This window comes from Nisaea sp., from assembly GCF_040217065.1.
Lineage (GTDB): Bacteria > Pseudomonadota > Alphaproteobacteria > Thalassobaculales > Thalassobaculaceae > Nisaea.
Window position 1 is genome coordinate 612,199 of the sequence record NZ_JAVJNX010000009.1, and the last position, 20,586, is coordinate 632,784.

General features: G+C 62.0%; 18 protein-coding genes. 5 read left to right on the plus strand and 13 right to left on the minus strand.

Annotated elements, in window-relative coordinates; all coding sequences use genetic code 11:
• Positions 1–2: 2 nt before the first annotated feature.
• Both RH950_RS15240 and cimA read right to left on the minus strand, forming a co-directional pair.
• The gene (locus RH950_RS15240; RefSeq protein WP_350058228.1) at positions 3–788 is read right to left on the minus strand and encodes an RNA methyltransferase; all 786 of its coding nucleotides are present in this window, start codon (positions 786–788) and stop codon (positions 3–5) included.
• A 3-nt stretch (positions 789–791) separates the two neighbouring features.
• Complete coding sequence (cimA, locus tag RH950_RS15245; RefSeq protein ID WP_350058230.1) at positions 792–2,405, minus strand: citramalate synthase; 1,614 nt, start codon at positions 2,403–2,405, stop codon at positions 792–794.
• A 210-nt stretch (positions 2,406–2,615) separates the two neighbouring features.
• Between cimA and RH950_RS15250 the strand changes: the two genes are divergently transcribed.
• On the plus strand, positions 2,616–3,227 hold the full coding sequence (locus tag RH950_RS15250; protein ID WP_350058232.1) for a PAS domain-containing protein: 612 nt from the start codon (positions 2,616–2,618) through the stop codon (positions 3,225–3,227).
• Positions 3,228–3,242: 15 nt separating this feature from the next.
• On the opposite strand, the gene cysS is transcribed toward RH950_RS15250, so the two are convergent.
• The 4 genes from cysS to RH950_RS15270 all read right to left on the minus strand — a co-directional run bounded on the left by cysS (position 3,243) and on the right by RH950_RS15270 (position 8,213).
• Complete coding sequence (gene cysS / locus RH950_RS15255) at positions 3,243–4,628, minus strand: cysteine--tRNA ligase (RefSeq protein WP_350058542.1); 1,386 nt, start codon at positions 4,626–4,628, stop codon at positions 3,243–3,245.
• Between the two features lie 161 nt (positions 4,629–4,789).
• Positions 4,790–6,139, minus strand: coding sequence for a glutamate--tRNA ligase (gene gltX, locus RH950_RS15260; RefSeq protein ID WP_350058234.1), 1,350 nt, complete (start codon positions 6,137–6,139; stop codon positions 4,790–4,792).
• Positions 6,136–7,830 (minus strand): NAD+ synthase, encoded by a 1,695-nt coding sequence (locus RH950_RS15265; protein WP_350058236.1) that lies wholly within the window; start codon positions 7,828–7,830, stop codon positions 6,136–6,138. Before RH950_RS15265 ends, gltX begins: the two co-directional genes overlap by 4 nt.
• 59 nt (positions 7,831–7,889) lie before the next feature.
• Positions 7,890–8,213: a hypothetical protein gene (locus RH950_RS15270; RefSeq protein WP_350058238.1), complete on the minus strand. Its 324-nt coding sequence runs from the start codon at positions 8,211–8,213 to the stop codon at positions 7,890–7,892.
• 124 nt (positions 8,214–8,337) lie between these two features.
• On the opposite strand from RH950_RS15270, the gene RH950_RS15275 reads away from it, so the two are divergent.
• The 4 genes from RH950_RS15275 to RH950_RS15290 all read left to right on the plus strand — a co-directional run bounded on the left by RH950_RS15275 (position 8,338) and on the right by RH950_RS15290 (position 12,398).
• Positions 8,338–8,625 carry a DUF1330 domain-containing protein gene (locus RH950_RS15275; protein ID WP_350058240.1) on the plus strand — a complete coding sequence of 96 codons (288 nt, stop codon included), beginning with the start codon at positions 8,338–8,340 and terminating at the stop codon, positions 8,623–8,625.
• Between the two features lie 252 nt (positions 8,626–8,877).
• Positions 8,878–9,819, plus strand: a complete 942-nt coding sequence (locus RH950_RS15280) for an ABC transporter permease (RefSeq protein WP_350058242.1) — start codon at positions 8,878–8,880, stop codon at positions 9,817–9,819.
• Positions 9,816–10,733 carry an ABC transporter permease gene (locus tag RH950_RS15285; protein WP_350058244.1) on the plus strand — a complete coding sequence of 306 codons (918 nt, stop codon included), beginning with the start codon at positions 9,816–9,818 and terminating at the stop codon, positions 10,731–10,733. The genes RH950_RS15280 and RH950_RS15285 overlap by 4 nt, the downstream gene beginning before the upstream one ends.
• 75 nt (positions 10,734–10,808) lie before the next feature.
• Positions 10,809–12,398 (plus strand): ABC transporter substrate-binding protein, encoded by a 1,590-nt coding sequence (locus RH950_RS15290; RefSeq protein WP_350058246.1) that lies wholly within the window; start codon positions 10,809–10,811, stop codon positions 12,396–12,398.
• A gap of 76 nt (positions 12,399–12,474) precedes the next feature.
• Here the strand turns inward: RH950_RS15290 and RH950_RS15295 are convergent, their stop codons facing one another.
• The 7 genes from RH950_RS15295 to RH950_RS15325 all read right to left on the minus strand — a co-directional run bounded on the left by RH950_RS15295 (position 12,475) and on the right by RH950_RS15325 (position 20,537).
• Positions 12,475–12,930, minus strand: a complete 456-nt coding sequence (locus RH950_RS15295) for a hypothetical protein (RefSeq protein WP_350058248.1) — start codon at positions 12,928–12,930, stop codon at positions 12,475–12,477.
• Between the two features lie 86 nt (positions 12,931–13,016).
• Positions 13,017–13,739, minus strand: coding sequence for a glutamine amidotransferase-related protein (locus RH950_RS15300; protein ID WP_350058250.1), 723 nt, complete (start codon positions 13,737–13,739; stop codon positions 13,017–13,019).
• 7 nt (positions 13,740–13,746) lie between these two features.
• On the minus strand, positions 13,747–14,928 hold the full coding sequence (locus tag RH950_RS15305) for a nicotinate phosphoribosyltransferase (protein WP_350058252.1): 1,182 nt from the start codon (positions 14,926–14,928) through the stop codon (positions 13,747–13,749).
• A gap of 24 nt (positions 14,929–14,952) precedes the next feature.
• On the minus strand, positions 14,953–16,344 hold the full coding sequence (locus tag RH950_RS15310; protein ID WP_350058254.1) for a class II 3-deoxy-7-phosphoheptulonate synthase: 1,392 nt from the start codon (positions 16,342–16,344) through the stop codon (positions 14,953–14,955).
• A 181-nt stretch (positions 16,345–16,525) separates the two neighbouring features.
• Complete coding sequence (gene gor / locus RH950_RS15315) at positions 16,526–17,902, minus strand: glutathione-disulfide reductase (RefSeq protein ID WP_350058256.1); 1,377 nt, start codon at positions 17,900–17,902, stop codon at positions 16,526–16,528.
• A gap of 244 nt (positions 17,903–18,146) precedes the next feature.
• Positions 18,147–19,619: an NAD-dependent succinate-semialdehyde dehydrogenase gene (locus tag RH950_RS15320; RefSeq protein ID WP_350058258.1), complete on the minus strand. Its 1,473-nt coding sequence runs from the start codon at positions 19,617–19,619 to the stop codon at positions 18,147–18,149.
• A gap of 129 nt (positions 19,620–19,748) precedes the next feature.
• Positions 19,749–20,537 (minus strand): maleate cis-trans isomerase family protein, encoded by a 789-nt coding sequence (locus RH950_RS15325; protein ID WP_350058260.1) that lies wholly within the window; start codon positions 20,535–20,537, stop codon positions 19,749–19,751.
• Positions 20,538–20,586 lie beyond the last annotated feature (49 nt).

A 20,586-nucleotide genomic window follows, 5' to 3' on the forward strand; every position in this document is an offset into this window, starting at 1 on the left:
CCCTAGTCGGCCGTGCCGTCGCCCCGCTTGCGCATCTTCAGCAGCGTGCTGACCACGCCGTGCATCGTCCGGACATCCTGGTCCGTCAGCTGCGCCCGGTTGAACAGGTTGCGGATGTTGCGGCGGATCGTCGGTGCCAGCGTCTCCGGATACAGGAAGCCGCCGTCATGAAGTTCCTTCTCGAGCCGGCCAAGGAAATACTCCCGGTCCTCGACGCTGGCCGGCGCACTGACACCGCTCAGGGCAAGATCCGGAGTCTCGTCTCCCGTCTGGAACCATTCGTAGCCGAGCAGCAGGACCGCCTGGGCGAGGTTGAGGGACGAAAAGGCCGGGTTCAGCGGCACATGGACAATGGCATCGGCCAGCGCCACCTCGTCATTCTCCAGCCCTGACCGTTCCGGCCCGAACAGGAGACCGCCCCGGTGGCCGCTGGCGATATGCCGTTTCATCTCGGCCGCCGCCGCGCGGGGGGTGAAGGCGCGCTTTACCTGCTCCCGGCTCCGGGCGGTTGTCGCCAGCACCAGATTGAGGTCGGCGACCGCATCCTGCGTGGTCTCGTAGACCTTCGCGTTCTCCAGCACCGCGATGGCCCCCACGGCCATCGATTCCGCCTTTGGGTTCGGCCAGCCGTCACGCGGTGCCACCAGACGCATCTCGTCCAGCCCGCAATTCAGCATGGCCCGGGCAGCGGCGCCGATATTCTCGCCCAGCTGAGGGCGCACAAGAATGACAACCGGCACGTCCGCATCGCCGCGGGCGACCGCCTTGCTCTGATCGGTTCCGGCCATGGCTCAGGCGTCGACCTTCGCGACGGTGCCGGATTTCAGCAGCCGGTAATTCAGGCTGTCCGAGAGCGCCATGATGGACGCGTCGATGATGTTGGCCGAAACCCCGACCGTGCGCCACGTGCTGCCATCCGGCCCGGCACTCTCGATCATCACCCGGGTCACCGCGTCCGTGCCGTCACTGTTCGGCGGCGGCGGCAGGATCCGCACCTTGTAGTCCATCAGTTTCACCCCATCGAGATCCGAATAGGCACTGCTCAGCGCCTTCCTGATGGCAAGGTCGAGCGCATTGACCGGACCGTTGCCGACCGCGACCTCGTGCAGGCGCTGGCCGGCAACCTCAACGGTAGCCGTCGCCTCGGACTCGATGACCATCTGGCCCCTGGCATTGAAGCGGCGTTCATCCATCACCCGGAAACGCTCGATTGAGAAATAGTCCGGTACGGACTGGATGGTCCGGCGGGCCAGAAGTTCAAAGCTGGCCTCGGCGGTGTCGTAGGAATAGCCGAGAAACTCCTTCTCCTTCACATCCTCGACCAGACGCTGGACCTTCGGGTTTTTCGGGTCGATCTCGACCCCGATCTCGGCAAAACGGGCGAGGATGTTCGAGCGGCCGGCCTGATCGGAGACCAGGATATGGCGCTGGTTGCCGACAAGCTCCGGATCGATATGCTCGTAGGTCCGCGGGTCTTTCTGGACAGCCGAAACATGCAGACCGCCTTTATGGGCGAAGGCCGCTTCGCCGACAAAGGCCGCATGCGGGTTCGGCGACCTGTTCAGGCGGTCATCCAGCATCCGAGACAGCTTCCTGAGCTGCTTCATGCCCTTCGCATCGACGCCGGTCTTGTATCCCATCTTCAGGCCGAGGATCGCCGTCAGGGTAACGATGTTCGCGTTGCCGCAGCGCTCGCCCAGACCGTTGATCGTGCCCTGGACCTGGCGCGCACCGGCGCGCACGGCGGCGAGCGTGTTGGCCACGGCATTCTCGGTGTCGTTATGGGTGTGAATGCCGAGATGCGTGCCCGGGACCACCTTGATCACCGCGGAAACGATTTCCTCGACCTCGTGCGGCAAGGTGCCGCCGTTGGTGTCGCAGAGCACAACCCAGCGGGCGCCGGACTCATAGGCCGCCGCGGCACAGGACAGCGCATATTCAGGGTTGGCCTTGTAACCGTCGAAAAAGTGCTCGCAGTCGAACATCGGCTCGAAGCCGCGCTTGATCGCCAGCACCATGCTGTCCCGAATCATCTGGACGTTCTCGTCCCGTTCGATCTCCAGCGCGACATCGACATGGAAGTCCCAGGTCTTGCCGACAAGGCAGGCGGCCCCGGCCTTCGAGCCCAGCACAACGGACAATCCCGGATCATTCTCCGCGCTGCGCCCCGGGCGGCGCGTCATGCCGAACGCCACCAGAGTCGCGCGCTTCAGTTCCGGCGGCTCGGAGAAAAACCGGTCATCCGTCGGGTTTGCACCGGGCCAGCCGCCCTCGACATAATCGATCCCGATCTCGTCCAGGGCACGCGCAATCGCAATCTTGTCCGCAGGCGTGAAATCAACGCCGCGGGTCTGCTGCCCGTCCCGGAGGGTCGTATCGAATAGATAGATGCGGTTGTCCGTCATAAGCCCGATCCAATATTTGCTATCGGTGTTCTAGCATCGCCATTGCCGCCGGTACAAAGGCATATGCCGGCTCAACGGCGGCAATGGCTGCAGGCGACCCGTTCCGGGTGCAAGACAAAGCTGATTTGCAAAAAACAGAAGTAATTTACCCGGAAAATCCTGTAAACCTATGGGCAAGAAAACCAAATGATTTGGGCTGCGGCTATATCGATGACCATTCCCCCCAGAGACGAGCCGTTTATCTATGCATATATCGAATCAGCCGACACGCCCACGCAGGATCTGCTCCCTGATCCGAAGCAATATTCCCTGAAGAATTACGCGATTGTCGCATTCCGCAACGACGCGCTGCACAGCCACCAGTTTATACATCCGCAGCATCGCTGCCTTGCCGACTGGTTCAGGTCAAGATTTCGCAGCGATGTCGGCGGTGTCCTCTACAAGCAGTTCGATCCACTGGATGTCAGACCGGCGCTTGGTTCGATCGTCGTGCTTGAACCGATGGACAATTACACGGCTTATCGCTACCGCCTTTATGGGTCACAAGTGGCCGATACATACGGCAGAGATCTCACAGGCCAGACAAGCCAGCAGCTGAATACCGAAGCAACCCGGAATGTACGGCCGCAATATCAGGCCGCGGCGCGCAATAACATCACGGTCTATACCGAGCACGACAAGGAAAGGCCCCGGGAGCCGGACAAGATCGCGCGCTGGGACCGCTGGTCACGCCTGATCCTACCCCTCGTCGATGAAGACGCCCAGGTGAAGCGGATCCTGGTCAGCATGGTGGCGACCGAGATCCCCTTCAACAGCGTCTGAGCGCCGCGTTCCACCCTAGCCGCGCCGCCAGGCCGTTCCACCGGGTCCGTCCTCAAGCAGGATTCCGGCCCCGGTAAGCTGATCGCGAACCCGATCGGCCTCGGCAAAATCCTTCGCCTTGCGCGCCGCGATGCGCTGCGCGACCAACTCCTCGATCGCTTCATCGCTGAGGCTTTCCGATGCGTCGGACGTCCAGCGGAACCAGGCGTCCGGATCGCTGGCAAAAAGGCCGAGCAATTCGCCCGACGCTTTCAGCTTGGCCTGGGCCTTCGCCCGTTTGCGCCGGGTCGGTGCCTTGTTGGCCTCGGTCGCGATCACATGCAGCCGGGCAATCGCGAGCGGTGTGTTGAGATCATCCGCCAATGCGTCGACCATGTGCCGGTCAGGCTTCGCGTCGGGAAGCTCGTCGACTTCAACGTTTCGCAGCACCAGATAGAACCGGTCGAGCGCCGCTTTCGCCTCCTTCAGGCCGTCCTTGGAAAAATCCATCGGCGCCCGGTAATGGGTGGACAGAAGGTGATACCGGATCACCTCGCCCTGCCAGTCCTTCAGAAGGTCGTTGACGGTGTAGAAATTGCCGAGCGATTTCGACATCTTCTCGCCTTCGACGGTGACGAAGCCGTTATGCATCCAGTAGCGGGCCATCCGGTCGGTACCGTGCGCGCAGCAGCTTTGGGCGATCTCGTTCTCGTGGTGCGGGAAGATCAGGTCCAGCCCGCCGGCATGAATGTCAAATTCCTCGCCGAGATAGCGCGCACTCATGGCCGAGCATTCGATATGCCAGCCCGGCCGGCCGTATCCCCAGGGGCTTTCCCAGCCCGGGGTTTCGTCCTCCGACGGCTTCCAGAGGATGAAATCGGCCGGATCTTTCTTGTACGGCGCCACCTCGACGCGGGCCCCGGCGATCAGTTCGTCCCGGTTCCGTCGGGACAGCCCGCCATAGGTCTCCATGGACGGCACGCTGAAGAGGACGTGGCCGTCCGCCGCATAGGCATGGCCCTTGTCGATCAGGACCGAGATCATCTCGATCATGCCGGCGACATTCTCCGTCGCACGCGGCTCGACCGAAGGGGTCAGCGCGCCCAGCGCGGCCATATCCGCGCGATAAATCTCGGCCGTACCGTCCGTCAGCTCGCGGATTGTGATGCCGGACTCCTTGGCCCGTGCATTGATCTTGTCGTCGATATCCGTGATGTTGCGGACATAGAGCACATGCTCCTCGCCATAGGCCATGCGCAACAGGCGGAACAGTATGTCGACGGCGACCACGGGCCGCGCATTCCCGATATGGGCATAATCATAGACGGTCGGGCCGCATGCATAGACCCGTACGTTTGACGGATCGATCGGCTCGAAGGTTTCCTTCTGACGCGTCAGCGTGTTGTGCAACTTGATAGTGATGGCGGACATCGCGCGGGCTTCCGTTTCGCGTTAAATAGAGAATATCGGGGAGAACCGGGCGGTGCCGGTCCGGGCGCCTAGGCGCGACAGAGATCACCGGCCAGAAAAGCCGGAACACCGATCACATCATGCAATTTGCGCGAAAACATTGAAATTGTTCCTCAGGCGCGAGAGCCTTGCAGCCGTGCGAGCACTTTTTCGCGCGGGATCAAGGGTAACAGGTCGGCCATGTCCGGTCCACGGCTTTGCCCGGTCACGGCCTCGCGCAGCGGCATGAAGAGCTGCTTGCCCTTCCGGCCGGTCTCCGCCTTCACCGCATCGGCCCATGCCTTCCATGTCCCCTGGTCCCACGGGCCGTCGGGTAGAAGCGGTGCAGCCGCCGCCGCATAGGCAGCGTCCTCGATCAACGGGTCGATTTCGCCCGCGCAGACGGTCCACCAGAGTTTCGCGTCCGGCAGCAGTTCGAGATTGCCGCGCACCGCCATCCAGAACGGCTCTCCGCCGGTGATGCCCATTTCCGTCAGCCGATCCGAAACGGCTGCAAATTCCGCTGCATGCAGAATCTTGGCATTCAGGCCATGCAACTCTGCCGGATCAAAGCGCGGCGTTGCCCGGGAAAACTTGGAAATTTCGAAATCGGCGACAAGCTGGTCGAGGGACTGCCGGGGCTCGACCGGGTCCGACGTGCCCATCTTGGCCAGCAGCGTGTTGATCGACATGGCCTCGAGACCATCGTCCCTGAGCTGCTGCAGGCCGAGCGATCCGAGCCGCTTGGAAAGCCCCTGCCCGTCGGCGTCGGTCAACAGGGACAGGTGGCCCATCTGCGGCGGCACGGCATCGAGCGCCTTGAAGAGCTGGATCTGCGCCGCGGAATTGGTCAGATGATCTTCACCGCGCAGAATATGGGTGATGCCAAGCTCGATATCGTCGACCACGGAGGCCAGCGTGTAGATCGGCCTTCCGTCTGCCCGCAAGAGCACCGGATCACTGAGGCTGGCCATGTGATAGTGGGATTCGCCGCGCACCAGATCGCTCCAGCGCTCCTCCTCATGGATCAGCTTGAAACGCCAGTGCGGCTGGATGCCCGCCGCTTCCTTCGCCGCCTTCTCTGCATCGGTCAGGTTCAGCGCCGAGCGGTCATAAACCGGCGGCCGTCCGGCGGAGAGTTGCGCCTTGCGCTTCAGGCCGAGTTCGTCCTGGGTCTCGTAGCAGGGATAGAGCCGCCCGGAGTCTTTCAGACGCTCAACCGCCGCATCATAACGGTCCAGCCTGTCTGACTGGCGGGCGAACTGATCCCAGGTAAGTCCAAGCCAGGTCAGGTCTTCCTTGATGCCCTGCTCGTATTCACTGGTCGAGCGCTCGTCGTCCGTGTCATCCATGCGCAACAGGAAGGTCCCGCCGGCCTTGCGGGCAAACAGCCAGTTGACCAGAGCCGTCCTGGTATTGCCGACATGCAGGCGGCCCGTCGGGCTTGGCGCGAAACGGACTATCACATCACTCGAAGAGATCATTCTGCCGCCTTGGCTGCGGGAGACGCGATATAAGCGCCGAGGAATGCGTTCGTGAGCGGATAACGACGGTCACGGCCAAAGGCCTTGAGTGTGACCTTCACACCTGGAGGTGCCTGGCGGCGCTTGTATTCCGCGCGGTCCAGCAGACGCCAGACCTTGAGAACGGTCTCAGGATCGTAACCTTTGTCCACGATAACCGCGATTGGTGTCTCGTTCTCGATCAGCTCTTCCAGGATGGCATCCAGCACCGGATAGGGCGGCAGGGAATCCTCGTCCTTCTGGTCCGGACGCAGTTCGGCGGACGGCGGCTTGGTGATGATCCGTTCCGGCATGACCGCACCGTCCGGTCCGAGAGCGCCGGCGGGCCTGTTCCCGTTGCGCCAGCGGCAGAGTGCGAAGACGGACATCTTGTAGACGTCCTTCAGCACGTTGTAGCCGCCGCACATGTCACCGTAGAGCGTGGCGTAGCCGACCGACATCTCCGACTTGTTGCCGGTCGAAAGCACCATGTAGCCGAACTTGTTGGACAGGGCCATCAGGGCCATGCCGCGCGAGCGGGACTGGATGTTCTCTTCGGTGATATCCCTGCTGGTGCCTTCAAAGAACGGCGCCAGCATCTCCTCGAACGCGCTCATGGCCGGGCCGATATTGATCTCGTCCAGACGCACGCCGAGCAGCCGCGAGGCTTCGGCCGCGTCTTCCAGGCTTTCCCGGCTGGTATAGGGCGACGGCATCATCACGCAATGCACCCGGTCTGGGCCGAGCGCGTCAACGGCGACGGCGGCGCTCAGGGCGGAATCAATCCCGCCCGACATGCCGATCAGCACACCCTTGAAGCCGTTCTTGTTCACATAGTCGCGGACACCGCAGATCAGCGCCTGATACAGCGCCGCATCCTTGGTCTCGACCTCGACGGTTTCCGTCGGCGCACACACCCAGCCATTCGGCCCGTTCCGCCAGTGCGTGACGACGACCTTCTCCTGCCAGGCCGGCAGTTGCGCCGCGAGAGTGCGGTCGGCATTGAGCACGAAGGATGCGCCGTCGAACACCAGCTCGTCCTGGCCGCCAAGCTGGTTCAGATAGACCAGCGGCAAGCCGCTTTCGATCACCCGGGCGATGCCGAGCTGCTGGCGCTGGTCCGTCTTGCCCGCCTCGAAGGGCGAGCCGTTCGGGACCAGCAGGATCTCACCACCGGTCTCGGCAATGCACTCGACCACGTCCGGGGTCCAGATATCCTCGCAGATCGGGATACCGATACGCACCCCCTTGAAGGCAATGGGCCCCGGCATGTCGCCGGCGGCGAATACGCGCTTCTCGTCGAACACGCCGTAATTCGGCAGATCGGCCTTGTAGCGTTCGCCCGTGACCTTGCCGTCCTCGATCAGGACCATCGCGTTGTAGACCCGGCCGTCGTCGCCGCGCCACGGCGTGCCCAGCAGCACGGCCGGTCCGCCATCGGCAGTTTCCCCGGCAAAGGCATCAACGGCAATACGGATGCTGTCGACGAACATCGGCTTCAGGATCAGGTCTTCCGGCGGGTAGCCGCAGATATACAGCTCGCTTGTCAGCAGCAGGTCCGCGCCCTGCGCCGCCGCCTCGGCCCGCGCGCCGCGCAACCGTTCGAGATTGCCCTGGAAGTCCCCGACAGTCGGGTTCAACTGGGCCAATGCAATCGTAAGTGTCTCGGTCATGGCGCCTCTCTTAGCGCGGCGCGGGCAGGCTCACAAAGCGAAAACGGAGGTCTCGGCCCTCACATCTCCACACCATGCCGCGCTTTGATGTCTTTCAGGACAGGCATGAAGTCATAGGTCGGATAGAATTCCGTGTCGAACGCCCCCCAGGCGCTTTTCTCAATCGCCAGATTGACCTCCCGCAAGCGGTGCCCCGGCACACGCAGGATAGCGACCTGCCCGATCCCCATCATCACGTACCAGTTGACCACTTCGATCCCTTTCGGCGGGAACAGTTTCCAGAACTCCGAATTCTCCAGCTTCTCGTTGATTTCACTAAGGTTTTTATCCTTCTGGTGCTTCAGAAACACCGTCAGCAGAATTTCGCCTTCTCCTGCACCCATAATGTCCTCCCGCGTCGAATGATTGATGCATGTCGAGAACTGAAGCATTCGCCCCGTCGATTGGCAACAGGAGGTCCGGAAGAGCTACAGTATCGGAAAGGCAAACAATACGAGGGGAAACATCATGCCGGCCGGTTTCATCATCGCCCAGATCGACGTATCGGACGCAAAGGCATTCGAGGAATATCGCGCCCTGGTCCCCGCTACGATCGAACAATATGGCGGCGCATATATCGTGCGCGGCGGGAAACAGGAAAACCTGGAAGGGTCTCCCAACCCGCGCACAGTGGTGGTTCGGTTCGACAGTTTCGAGCAGGCACGCAAATGGTATTATTCAGACGAATACGAGAAGCCGAAGGCACTGCGTCAAGCGGCCTCGACAGGGAATGCCGTGCTGGTAGAAGGCGTCTAGCCGCACAGACCACCCGTTCTCTCCAGGCGCCTGAACGGGGAGAGCACAATGATATGTTTTTGTGCACCGCAACACACTTCGCGCCTAAATTATCGGCACTCCGGAACGAACCGGATTGTCCTGAAAGTCATCTCCAGTCACTCTGTTCGGTGGCGTCCTGCCACATTCATCTGATTTTCCCTTCTCGCAGCGACTTGGCACATCCGTTGCGTTACCCACCCCACCCTCCAAGCGACACCAGATCGCGGAATCATGCTCAGACATATCGTTAAAAGACTCTTCGTCTCGATCCCCGTCCTGTTCGGGGTTCTCTTCATCGGCTTTATGCTGATGCAAGTGGTTCCGACGGATCCAGCAACGGTCCTGGCCGGCCCCACCGCCAGCGCGGCCGATATCGAGGCCATCCGGGAATCCATGGGGCTGAACGAGCCCGTCATCGTGCAGTTCGGGATCTATCTCGGACGGGTTCTGCAGGGCGATCTCGGCCGTTCCATGATTTCCAACAGTGCCGTTGTCGACGAACTTGCCAATACTGTCGGTCCGACGATCGAGCTGATGGCCGCCAGCCTGATCTGGGCGATCCCGCTCGGTATTCTGTTCGGAACCCTCGCGGCCGTCCGGCGCGGCAAGATTTCCGACCGCATCATCATGGCAGGCTCCGTGGCCGGCGTCTCAATGCCGATCTTCTGGTTCGGCCTGATACTGATCCAGTATGTCGGCTTCAAATGGCAGTTGCTGCCATTCCAGGGCCGCGGCGGGCCGCTCTGGACGCTTGAAGGCATCGAGCACATCATGCTTCCCGCGATCACCCTGGGCGGCGTCTTTATCGGTCCTGTGGCGCGCATGACCAGAACCTCCCTGCTTGAGGTGCTCAACAGCGACTTCGTCCGCACGGCGCGCGCCAAGGGCGTGCCAGAGCGGTCCATTGTGCTGAGTCACGCGCTGCGAAACTCACTGATTCCTGTCGTGACCCTGGTCGGTTTGCAGATCGGCTTCCTGCTCGGCGGCGCAGTCGTCACCGAGACGATGTTCGCCTGGCCGGGTGTCGGCCGGCTCGCTGTCGGCGCGATCGTCTCTGCCGATTATGCCCTGAGCCAGGGCGCGATCCTTGTCCTCGCCGTCTCCTTCATCGCGGTCAACATCATCGTCGATCTGCTCTATGTGATCCTCGATCCGCGCCTGAGGGTGTCATGAACAGTATTCCCGCGCCCTCCCCCGCCATGGCACCGGACGAGGAATTGCCCGTTTCGGCAATCCTGGCGCGCCGGACCACGCTGCAGAAGCTCAAGCGGGACAAAGGGGCCGTCATTTCCATGGTCCTGCTTGCCATCGTCCTGCTGGCGGCCTTTCTCGCCCCCTGGATCTCGCCACACGACCCCTATGACAATAATCTGAGAAACATGCTGAAGCCGCCGATCTGGGCGCCGGGTGCCATCCCGGGGCACCTGCTCGGCACTGACGGCCTCGGACGGGACATCCTCAGCCGCCTGCTATACGGCACCCGGACCACCCTTATCATGGGGCTGATGGCTGTCCTTGCCGGCGGTCTCATCGGCTCTTTTCTCGGACTGCTCGCCGCTTACTACAAATGGCTTGAAGGCCCGATCATGCGGGTTGTCGACATCCTGCTGTCCTTTCCCTCCATCCTGTTCGGCCTTGCCATTGCAGCCGTTCTCGGCTCGGGAATCTTCTCCATCACCATCGCACTGACCGTCTCCGCCGTGCCGACCATCGCCCGGATCACCCGCGGCGCCGCCGTGGTCCAGATGCAGATGGAATACATCACGGCGAGCCGCGCCATCGGGATGAGCGACGCCCGGATCATCTGCTTTCATCTGCTGCCGAACAGCGCCTCGACCATTTTCGTCTATCTGACGCTTCAGCTCGGCCAGACCATCCTGCTCGGCGCCGCGCTCAGCTTCATCGGCCTCGGCGCTCAGCCCCCGACCGCCGAGTTGGGGACGATGGCGTCCGAAGGCCGAAACTTTCTGTTTTTCGCTCCGCATGTTTCCACGATCCCGAGCCTGGCGATCCTGGTCATCGTGCTCTGCTTCAACGTGCTGGGAGATGCGCTCCGGGATGTTCTCGACCCCCGGTTGCGCCAGTAGGAACGCGTCCGGGAACAACCCGGGCCGAAGCGGGATGCCGACCGGCACCCCGGAACCATAAAAGGAGGCTTGAAAATGGAACTTCGCAAGTTGCTGCTCCGCGCCGGGGCGATAGCCCTGACCGCGAGCTTGCCCTTCGCGGCCCCGGCCGTCGCGGAAACCTCGATCAGTGTCATGCGGACCATCGACACGGACCGGTACGATCCGCATACCTCGACGTCCCGGGCGACTGCCGAGGTCATGTTCATGATGGGCGACACGCTTGTCGCGCTCGCTCCGGACATGAAGGGAATCCGTCCTCTGCTCGCCGAATCCTGGACTGTCTCGGAAGACGGCAAGCTCTATACCTTCAAGCTGCGCGAGGACGTCACCTTCTGCAGCGGCAAGAAATTCACCGCCGCCGATGTGAAGGCCACCATCGACCGCTGGCTCGCACTGGAAAAGGGTGTCGTCAAGAACCGCGCCGGTGACGTGAAGGAAATCCGTGCTGTCGGCGACTATGTCGTCGAGTACGAGCTGGAACAGCCCTATTCCGAGCTGCTCTATCAAATGACCCAGCACTTCCACACGATCCTGAATATCGACCAGGTCAATACGCTGGGCGACGATTTCGGCGTGAAGGGCTTTGACGGCACCGGCCCCTATTGCTTCGAAAACTGGGAGCCGCGCAACGAACTGGTCATGACCAAACACGGCGCCTACAACTGGGGCCCAGACTTCTATGCCAACCAGGGACCGGCAAAGATCGACAAGGTGGTCTGGAAAATCGTCCCGGAAGACAACAACCGGGTTGCCGGCATCCAGACAAACCAGGGCGACGTGACCCAGTACCTGCCCTACTGGTCGGTCGACCAGCTCGAGGCCAATCCGCAGATCTCGGTGACCTCGCCGCCATACTATTTCTGGACCTATTATGTCGGCTTCAAGATCACCCGAGACATCGTGAATGACCTCGAGGTCCGCAAGGCGATCAATCTCGCAGTCGACCAGAAAGCCATGGCCGAGGGTCCATTCTTCGGCAAGGCCGCGCCGGCCTACGCCTACACCCATTCCGGTACGCTCGACTATGCAGCCGACGTGATCGACGAAAGCCTGTTCGGCTACGATCCGGAAAAGGCCGCCGCGATCCTGGATGCCGACGGCTGGAAAATGGGCGACGACGGGTTCCGGCACAAGGACGGCAAGAAACTCGAACTGGTGGCCTACAGCTTCTCCAACATCTGGCGCCAGGTGATGGAGGCCCTGCAGGGCGACCTGCGGAAGGTCGGTGTCGATCTCAAGGTCGAGGTGTTCGACGCCACGGTGATCTGGGGCAAGCTGAAGACCCAGGACTTCGATCTCTACACCATGAGCTATCCGTATGTTTCCGCCGGCGATGCGCTGAACCTGTACTTCCCGTCGACCAACATGCCGACGCCGAACCGGATGAACTGGGACAATGCCCAGACCGACGAATGGCTGAAGGAAGGCCGGGGCGCCCTGAGCGACGTCGCTCGCGCCGAGGCTTATGGCAAGGTGCAGAAGCAGGTGCATGACGCCGTGGTCTGGATCCCGATCGTGCACGAGCCGATGTTCGTCGCCGCCGGCCCGCGCCTGAAGCCGGTCGAGGCCCACGGCATCTACGGTGCCGGCCTCTACAAGGGCCTGAGCCTTGAGCTGAAATAAGCCCGAAACAAATCATTCAGGAACGGGGCCGGTTTTTCCGGCCCCGTTTCGTTTCGGGCAGACAAGCCGATGGCGATTACTTGTCGAGCTGGCTGAAGAAATCCCGCGTGGCGTCTTCGTCGAACGTGGTCTCCGGCGTGACCCTGATTTCTTCCGGACTCTTCGCCGGCGCCGCCGTTTCGGGCTCCCCGGTTTCGGACGGTCCGTTCCGGCGCCGGGAGGTCGCCGCCACGGCGCTCTGCGACTGCTCGCCGGATTGCGTCATCGATGCCTCATTCAGCACCTTGCGCTGCTTTGCCTCGGTGCCGAGTTCCTGAAGATTGATCAGCAGTTCGAACAGTTCCGACAATTCTTCGGTGTTTGAAATGGACTGCCGTGCCTGCCGGGCCATGACGCTGAAAGAGGCCGGCCGCAATTTGTACTTCATCAGCACGCCGCGCGTCCGCTGCTGGAGCTCCAGCAGCCGTTCAAGCAACTTGTCGTCGCTGAGCTCCGACGGAGCCTGAAATACGGTCGATGTCTTCTGATTCATTCTTCGCTTCCAGGAGGCGCATTGGATTGGCAGAGCGCAAGGCGTCGCCAATTCCCGATCATCGTCGGCGGGGGGTGATACTCCGTCTAGTCCGCCGCATCCATGATTGCCTTGCGGGAGCCGCCCAGACCGAGCCAGTCCAGCGTTGCCCTGCCCCAGCGGTCGATACGCTCGCCAAACATCTCGAAGCCTTTGATATGGGCTTCCTTGGGCTGTGCGCCAGGAAATTCCATGCGATGCGCCGCCCCGGCCGTCCAGCGCTGGATCATCTCCAGCGTGATCTCCGGATGGAACTGGATCCCGAGTTTGTTGCTACCATGGAGATAGGCCTGGTTCGGGAAACGGGCCCCCGTGGCCAGCAGGCTGGCGCCTTCCGGCAGATCGAAGCCTTCCTTGTGCCACTGATAGAAATGGTCGGACTGCTGGAAATAGGGCCGGCCCTGTTCTGTCGGATGGATCTTTGTATAGCCGACCTCGACATTGCCTTCATCATGCAGATAGACCCGCGCCCCCAGCGCCCGCGCCAGGAGCTGGCCGCCGAGGCAGATGCCGAAGAACGGCGTATCCGACTCCAGCACCGTGTCCATGAACTTCAGTTCGGTCCGAATGCCATCCAGATGCTCGTCATTGGCGCTCATCGGACCGCCGAAGACCACGACACCGGCGTGATCGTCAAGGGTCTCCGGCAACTCGTGACCGATCATCGGGCAGCGCCGGTCCAGCGTGTATCCGCGTTCCTCGAGCAGAACCCCGACATGTCCTGCGACCGAGGTTTTCTGGTGTACGACGATCAGGACCTTGGAAGTCACGGCAATCCTATCTGGTCTTGTCCAACAGGAACTCGCGGCCGACCTTGACCCGCTCTTCGCCACCATAGCGCACGATATCGGCGGTCGCATAGGTTTCGCTCCACTTCTCTGGGAGGTAGGAGCCCGTGCCGATGACGTCAATCGGGGCGTTGGCCAGCGCCATGACCCGGCATTTTTCGGGGGAGAAACCGCTCGAGGCGACGATCTTCACGGCCTTGAAACCTTCCCGGTCCAGCCGCTCGCGCATATGCCAGATCGCCGCCGCCGAAACCCCGGTGCCGATCAGGTACCGCAGCTCGTTGTCCGTCCGGTACCCCCGGATAGCCTGCGGCGCCGTGCGATCGAGGACCTCGTAGGACATGCCGATATCCATACCCTCGACATAGCGCCCGCCATGGGTATCGAGCCGTACGGCCACCTTGCCGGCCGCGGCCAGTTCCGGAAACCGCCGGCACACCGCCAGGGCATCGGTAAATTCCTGGCCGAAATAATCCACCAGAACCGTCAGGTTCTCTTCCGGATGGGTCTCATGGAACATTTCCGCCGCACGTACGGTCGAGCCGGCATAGCCGATCAGGGCGTGCGGCATGGTGCCATAGCCCCGGTCCTTGGCGAAGAAATGCGCCGTCTCGTCCGATGCGTTCCCGATAAAGCCGATCGCGCCCAGCTTGCGCTGTGCCTTGGCGGAGCCGACGCTGGCGCCATAGGCCATCATCTCCGCCATTTCGGTGCCGGCACAATGCCGGGCGTCCATGGCAAGAAAGGCGGTCTTCGGCATTTCCGCACACATCACATAGGAGTTGTAGGCGGCAACGCAGCAGGCCCCGAGTTTCTGGAGGAACTGCGTTTCCAGGTCGATCAGATGATAGAGCGAGCCGGAGACATACATGATCGGCTCGCCCGCCCCAACCCAGGACCCTTCCTTCTGCTTCAGGTCGACATCGAGCGCGACGCCGCGCGCAGAGGCCATCCTGTCGAGCCACTGCATGGCAAGCCGTGGCGCAGACGTGACGGGACGCCGCATGAAGACGGCGTAAGTCACGTCCACATCCCCGAATTTCGCAACCACTTCCTTCGTGCGCAGGAAGTATTTGTCGACGAAACGCGGCAGATCGGATTCCGCCGGATGGACCACCGTCCGCGGAGCATCGTTCGGCGTCAGGGCCGCGATACCTTCAGAGCCGTCCATGAGCCACAGTCCCAGTCAGTCGTGTCACGAAGCCGCAGCCATGCTGGCAGCGCCGCCTTTGGCCCGGCTCTGCTTCATCATATCCGCAATCAGGAAAGCAAGCTCCAGGGATTGGGAGGCGTTCAGCCGGGGATCGCAATGCGTATGGTAACGGTCCGCCAGGGCATCAGCCGTGATCGCCTGGGCGCCGCCGATACATTCGGTGACGTCCTGACCGGTCAGCTCGAAATGCACGCCGCCGGCATGGGTGCCCTCGGCCTGGTGTACTTCGAAGAATTCCTTCACTTCGCCGAGGATGCGATCGAACGGACGGGTCTTGTAGCCGCTGGACGCCTTGATCGTGTTGCCGTGCATCGGGTCGCACGACCAGACCACATTCTTGCCTTCGCGCTCGACGGCCCGGATGAAGCGCGGCAGATGTTTGTCCACCTCACCGGCGCCGACGCGCACGATCATGGTCAGGCGGCCCGGTTCGTTCTGCGGGTTCAGGATGTCGATCAGACGCAACATGTCGTCGGTCTCGAGGCTCGGACCGCACTTCATGCCGATCGGGTTGGCGATGCCACGCAAATACTCGACATGCGCGCCGTCCAGCTGCCGGGTCCGGTCCCCGACCCAGAGCATGTGGGCGGAGGTACCGTACCAGCCGCCATGCCCGGTGATGGTGTCCTTGCGGGTCAGAGACTGCTCGTAGCCAAGCAACAGGGCTTCATGGCTGGTATAAAATTCAGTTTCGCGCAGCTGCTGGTTGTTCTCGGCCGTGATACCGCAGGCCCGCATGAATTCCAGCGCCTCGTCAATGCGCGACACCACGTTTTCGAAACGCTCGCCCTGCGGCGAATTCTCGACAAAGCTGAGGGTCCAGCGATGGATCTGCTCCAGATTGGCGAACCCGCCCTGGGCAAAAGCCCGCAGCAGGTTCAGGGTCGAGGCCGACTGGTTGTAGACCTTGAGCAGACGGTCCGGGTCCGGAACGCGGTCCGCTTCGGAGAAATCGATGCCGTTCACCATATCACCGCGATAGCTCGGCAGCTCGACACCCTCGATCGTCTCCACGTCGGACGAGCGCGGCTTAGCGAACTGGCCGGCGAGCCGGCCGACCTTCACGATTGGCATGGCCGCACCGAAAGTCAGCACCACCGCCATCTGCAGCAGTACCCGGAAGGTGTCGCGAATATTGTTCGGGGAGAATTCGGCAAAACTCTCGGCACAATCCCCACCCTGCAGCAGGAATGCCTCACCTTTTGCCACCCGGCCAAGGGAGGCCTTCAGGCGTTGCGCTTCCCCGGCAAAAACCAGGGTCGGATAACCGCTCAGTTCTTTCTCGACGGCCGCGACACGGGCCGCATCCGGATAGGACGGAACTTGCTTGATCGGTTTACCGCGCCAGCTGTCGGGGCTCCATGTGCCGGACATTGCTGTTCTCCCAAGGTTCGAAATTGCCGCTTTCCTGCCGGTTTTGGCGAATACGGACGAGTTTTGTATCAGCGGTTTTCCGCGAATACCAGTGCGAGTACAGCCTAGCAGCGCATTACAACCGCCCCGGCGTCAACCCGTCAGAAAGAAAGCCATAGCTTCGGGGCCGAAAAGCGGCGGCTCATTCCGCCGCCTGACGCTCCGGATCAGGCCGCTTCGTGCGCATGGTGACAAACTCCTCCGCTGCCGTCGGATGAATACCGATGGTGGCGTCGAACTCGGCTTTGGTCGCGCCGGCCTTGATGGCAATACCGAGGCCCTGGATGATCTCCGGCGCGTCGAGGCCGACCATATGCGCACCGACCACCCGGTCGGAGGCCCGGTCGACGATCAGCTTCTGCATGCCGCGCTCAGGGTTGTCCGTCAGGGAATATTTCATCGGCCGGAACCCGGCGACATAGACGTCGATCTCTCCGTACTGGTCCCGCGCCTCGGCTTCCGTCAGACCGACCGTGCCAATCGGCGGCTGACTGAAGACGGCACTCGGCACGTCCCGGTGATCGGCCTGCATCGGCCGGTTGTTGAAGACGGTCTCGGCGAAGGAATGCCCTTCGGCAATGGCAACCGGGGTCAGGTTGATCCGGTCCGTCACGTCCCCCACCGCATAGATGCTGGGCACGGAGGTCTGCGACCACTCGTTCACCACGACGGCGCCGCCTCCGGTCAGAGCGACACCGGCTTCGGCGAGGCCGAGGCCCTTGGTGTTAGGACGCCGCCCGGTGGCATACATCACTTCATCGACTTCGAGGGTCGAGCCGTCATTCAGATGCACCTTGTAGACATCACCGGCCTTCTCGATCCGGTCCGGCAGGGTGCCCGGATGCAGATGCATGCCCTTCTTGGACATTTCCACGGTCAGTGTGTCGCGCACATCCTCGTCAAAGCCGCGCAGCACCTTGTCGGCGCGATAGATCAGATGGGTTTCGGAGCCGAAGCTGTTGAAGATCCCGGCAAATTCGACGGCGATAAAGCCGGAGCCGACGATGACGATCCGGTCCGGCCGCTTCGTCAGCTCAAGCGCCTCGTTCGAGGTGATGGCATGTTCGGCGCCCGGCAGATCCGGCACGCTCGGCCAGCCGCCAACCGCGATCAGGATGCGTTCGGCCGTATAATGCTTGTCACCCACCGCCACCGTGTGCGCGTCGACAACCGTCCCGCGCCCGTGAATGCGGGTCGCCCCGGCGTTCTCCAGCAGGCTGACATAAATGCCGTGCAGCCGGTCCAGTTCCGTTTCCTTGGCGGCGATCATGGCCGGCCAGTCGTGGCTGATATCGCCCGCAGACCAGCCGTAGCCGGCACCGTCCTGCATGTCGTGACCGAAATGGGAGCCATAGACGAACAGTTTCTTCGGCACGCAGCCGCGCAGCACGCAGGTACCGCCTTCACGCTCTTCCTCGATCACCGCAACCTTCGCGCCAAATCCGGCCGCCAGACGGCTTGCCCGAACACCGCCGGAGCCGGCACCAATGGTAATCAGGTCAAAATCATAGTCGGACACGGGCTCGCTCCAGGGGTCGGGTCGGATTTCAGGACTGGTTGATGTCTGGCTCACAAATAGGAACGCAATTGATGCCTGTCCGCCACAAGACAGTCAACGAAGCGGAACCTAATCGCCCTGAACAGGATGCCCCTGTCCGCTTGTTGCGTGAAACCGGGCTGACCGGCTTCCTGCGCGTCGAAGCCTGAGCCGCATACAGAAAAGGCGGCCCGAGGACCGCCTTTTCCCCAGTCATCCGGATGGATCAGCCGTTCAGGCCGCCCATCAGCAGGTACTTGATCTCGAGATAATCATCGAGGCCGTATTTCGAGCCTTCGCGGCCGAGACCGGATTCCTTGACGCCGCCGAACGGTGCGACTTCGGAGGACAGGATGCCCTCATTGATCGCGACCATGCCGTATTCCAGCGCTTCGGCAACCCGCCAGACCCGGCCGATATCCCGGGCATAGAAGTAGGAGGCAAGGCCGAACTCGGTATCGTTCGCCAGTTCGATCACCTCTTCCTCCGTCTTGAAGCGGAAGAGCGGGGCCACCGGGCCGAAGGTTTCCTCGCGGAAAATCGCCATGTCGCGGGTCGCCCCGGTCAGCACGGTCGGCTCATAGAACAGCGCGCCGATATTGCTGCGGGCACCGCCCGTGGCAACCTGCGCGCCCTTGGCAACCGCGTCCTGAACATGCTCCTCGACCTTGTCGACGGCCGCCGCCTCGATCAGCGGGCCGACAGTGACACCGTCATCGAATCCGTTGCCCATCTTCATCGCCTTGGCCGCCGCCGCGAACTTCCTGGCGAACTCATCATAGATGCCGTCCTGCACGAAGATCCGGTTGGCGCAGACGCAGGTCTGGCCGGCATTGCGGTATTTGCAGATGATCGCGCCTTTCACGGCCTCATCGACATCCGCATCGTCGAAGATGATCAGCGGCGCGTTGCCGCCGAGCTCCATGGAGACCTTCTTCACTGTCGAGGCCGACTGCGCGATCAGCTTCTTGCCGACCTCGGTCGAGCCGGTGAAGGTGATCTTGCGAACCAGCGGGCTGTGGGTCAGCTCGTTGCCGATGGCGGAAGAGCTGGCGCCGCACACGACGTTGAAAACGCCTTTCGGAATGCCGGCCCGTTCGGCCAGCACGGCCATTGCAATGGCCGAGAACGGCGTCAGCTTGGCGGGTTTGGCGACGAAGGTGCAGCCCGCGGCCAGAGCCGGGGCAGCCTTGCGGGCGATCATCGCGTTCGGGAAGTTCCACGGCGTGATCGAGCCGACGACGCCGACCGGCTGCTTCAGCACGACAATCCGCTTGCCATCGGCCGTGTTCGGAATGATGTCGCCATAGATCCGCTTCGCTTCCTCAGCGAAGAACTCCACATAGGAGGCGCCATAGGCGATCTCGCCCATGGCCTCGGCCAGCGGCTTGCCCTGCTCGGCGGTCATGATGATGCCGAGGTCGCGCTGGTTCGCCATCATCAGGTCGAACCATTTGCGCAGGAGCGCGGCGCGTTCCTTCGCCGTCTTGGCCCGCCAGGCCGGCCAGGCCGCATTCGCCGCCTCGATCGCGCGCCGTGTCTCGTCCGTTCCCATATCCGGGATCGTGCCGACCAGATCACCGGTCGCCGGATCCGTGACGTCGACCGTGCCGCCGCCATCCGCGTCGACCCAGGCGCCGTCGATATAGCCCTGCTCGCAGAACAGGGACGGATCGGAAAGTTTGCTTCTGATATCCATAAGGGGCTCCTCCCTCTTTCAACCGGTAGCCGACAACCGTTTCCAGCCGGGCATCACCGGACCATATATCCCGCCACCTTCGAAGAGGCACCGGGATGCTCAATATTTCAGGCCTGACAGGATGTGCCCTCAGGCCACGCAATCACGGTCGTGAGACGCAGCATTCCCCGGGGCAAGTCCGAGACTTCCCAGCCGCCCGAGTTCCGGCACTGGGCGATCAATGCCCGCAAGACGCAGCATGTGCCAGGCCAAAACCTGGTTGCTGCACAGGAAAGGTTTTCCGGTCACCCGCTCCGCCTCCTTAATGACAGATGCTGCGCGCAGATTTGTGCATGAGGCAAAGACCGCATCCACGGCAGCATTCGCCGCGACCTTTATCGCAGCAGCGAGAATCGAGTTCAGCGAAATCCTTGCTACGGCTCTTTCTTCTTCTTCACCGAACACCACTGCTTCAACGAATGGACAACTGCTCTCGGCCATCTCGCTTTCCAGCGCATCGGTAACGGAGCGGATATAGGGGCTGACCAGCCCCAATCGTTTGATACCAAGTGCGGACGCTGCCGCTTTCAGTCCCGAGAGCGGATTCGTCACGGCACTCGCCGGATGCGCTGTACGAACCAGTTCAGCGACTCTCACTTCTCCAAGCACCGTCGATGCGGATGTACAGCCATAACCAACAACCGACAGCGGTGTGTCCTGCGGCAACAGAGCGGCCGCGCCGGGAATGCGCTCTTCCATCTGGCGCAAGGTTTCCGGAGTCACATTCGGGGCACTCTCGATCCTGCTATGGTAAAGCGCGATAGAAGGATCGGCGGCGAAGAGCCGGAAATCCTGCTCGATCGTCTCGTCCGTCTTCAGGACAATCAGCCCGACCCGATATTGCCAGGGCAGGTCCGGATCAATTTCGTGATCGCGCATATTGGCCTCGTTACAGAAACTCCGGACGGGATTCGTGTCGCGCCGGAAC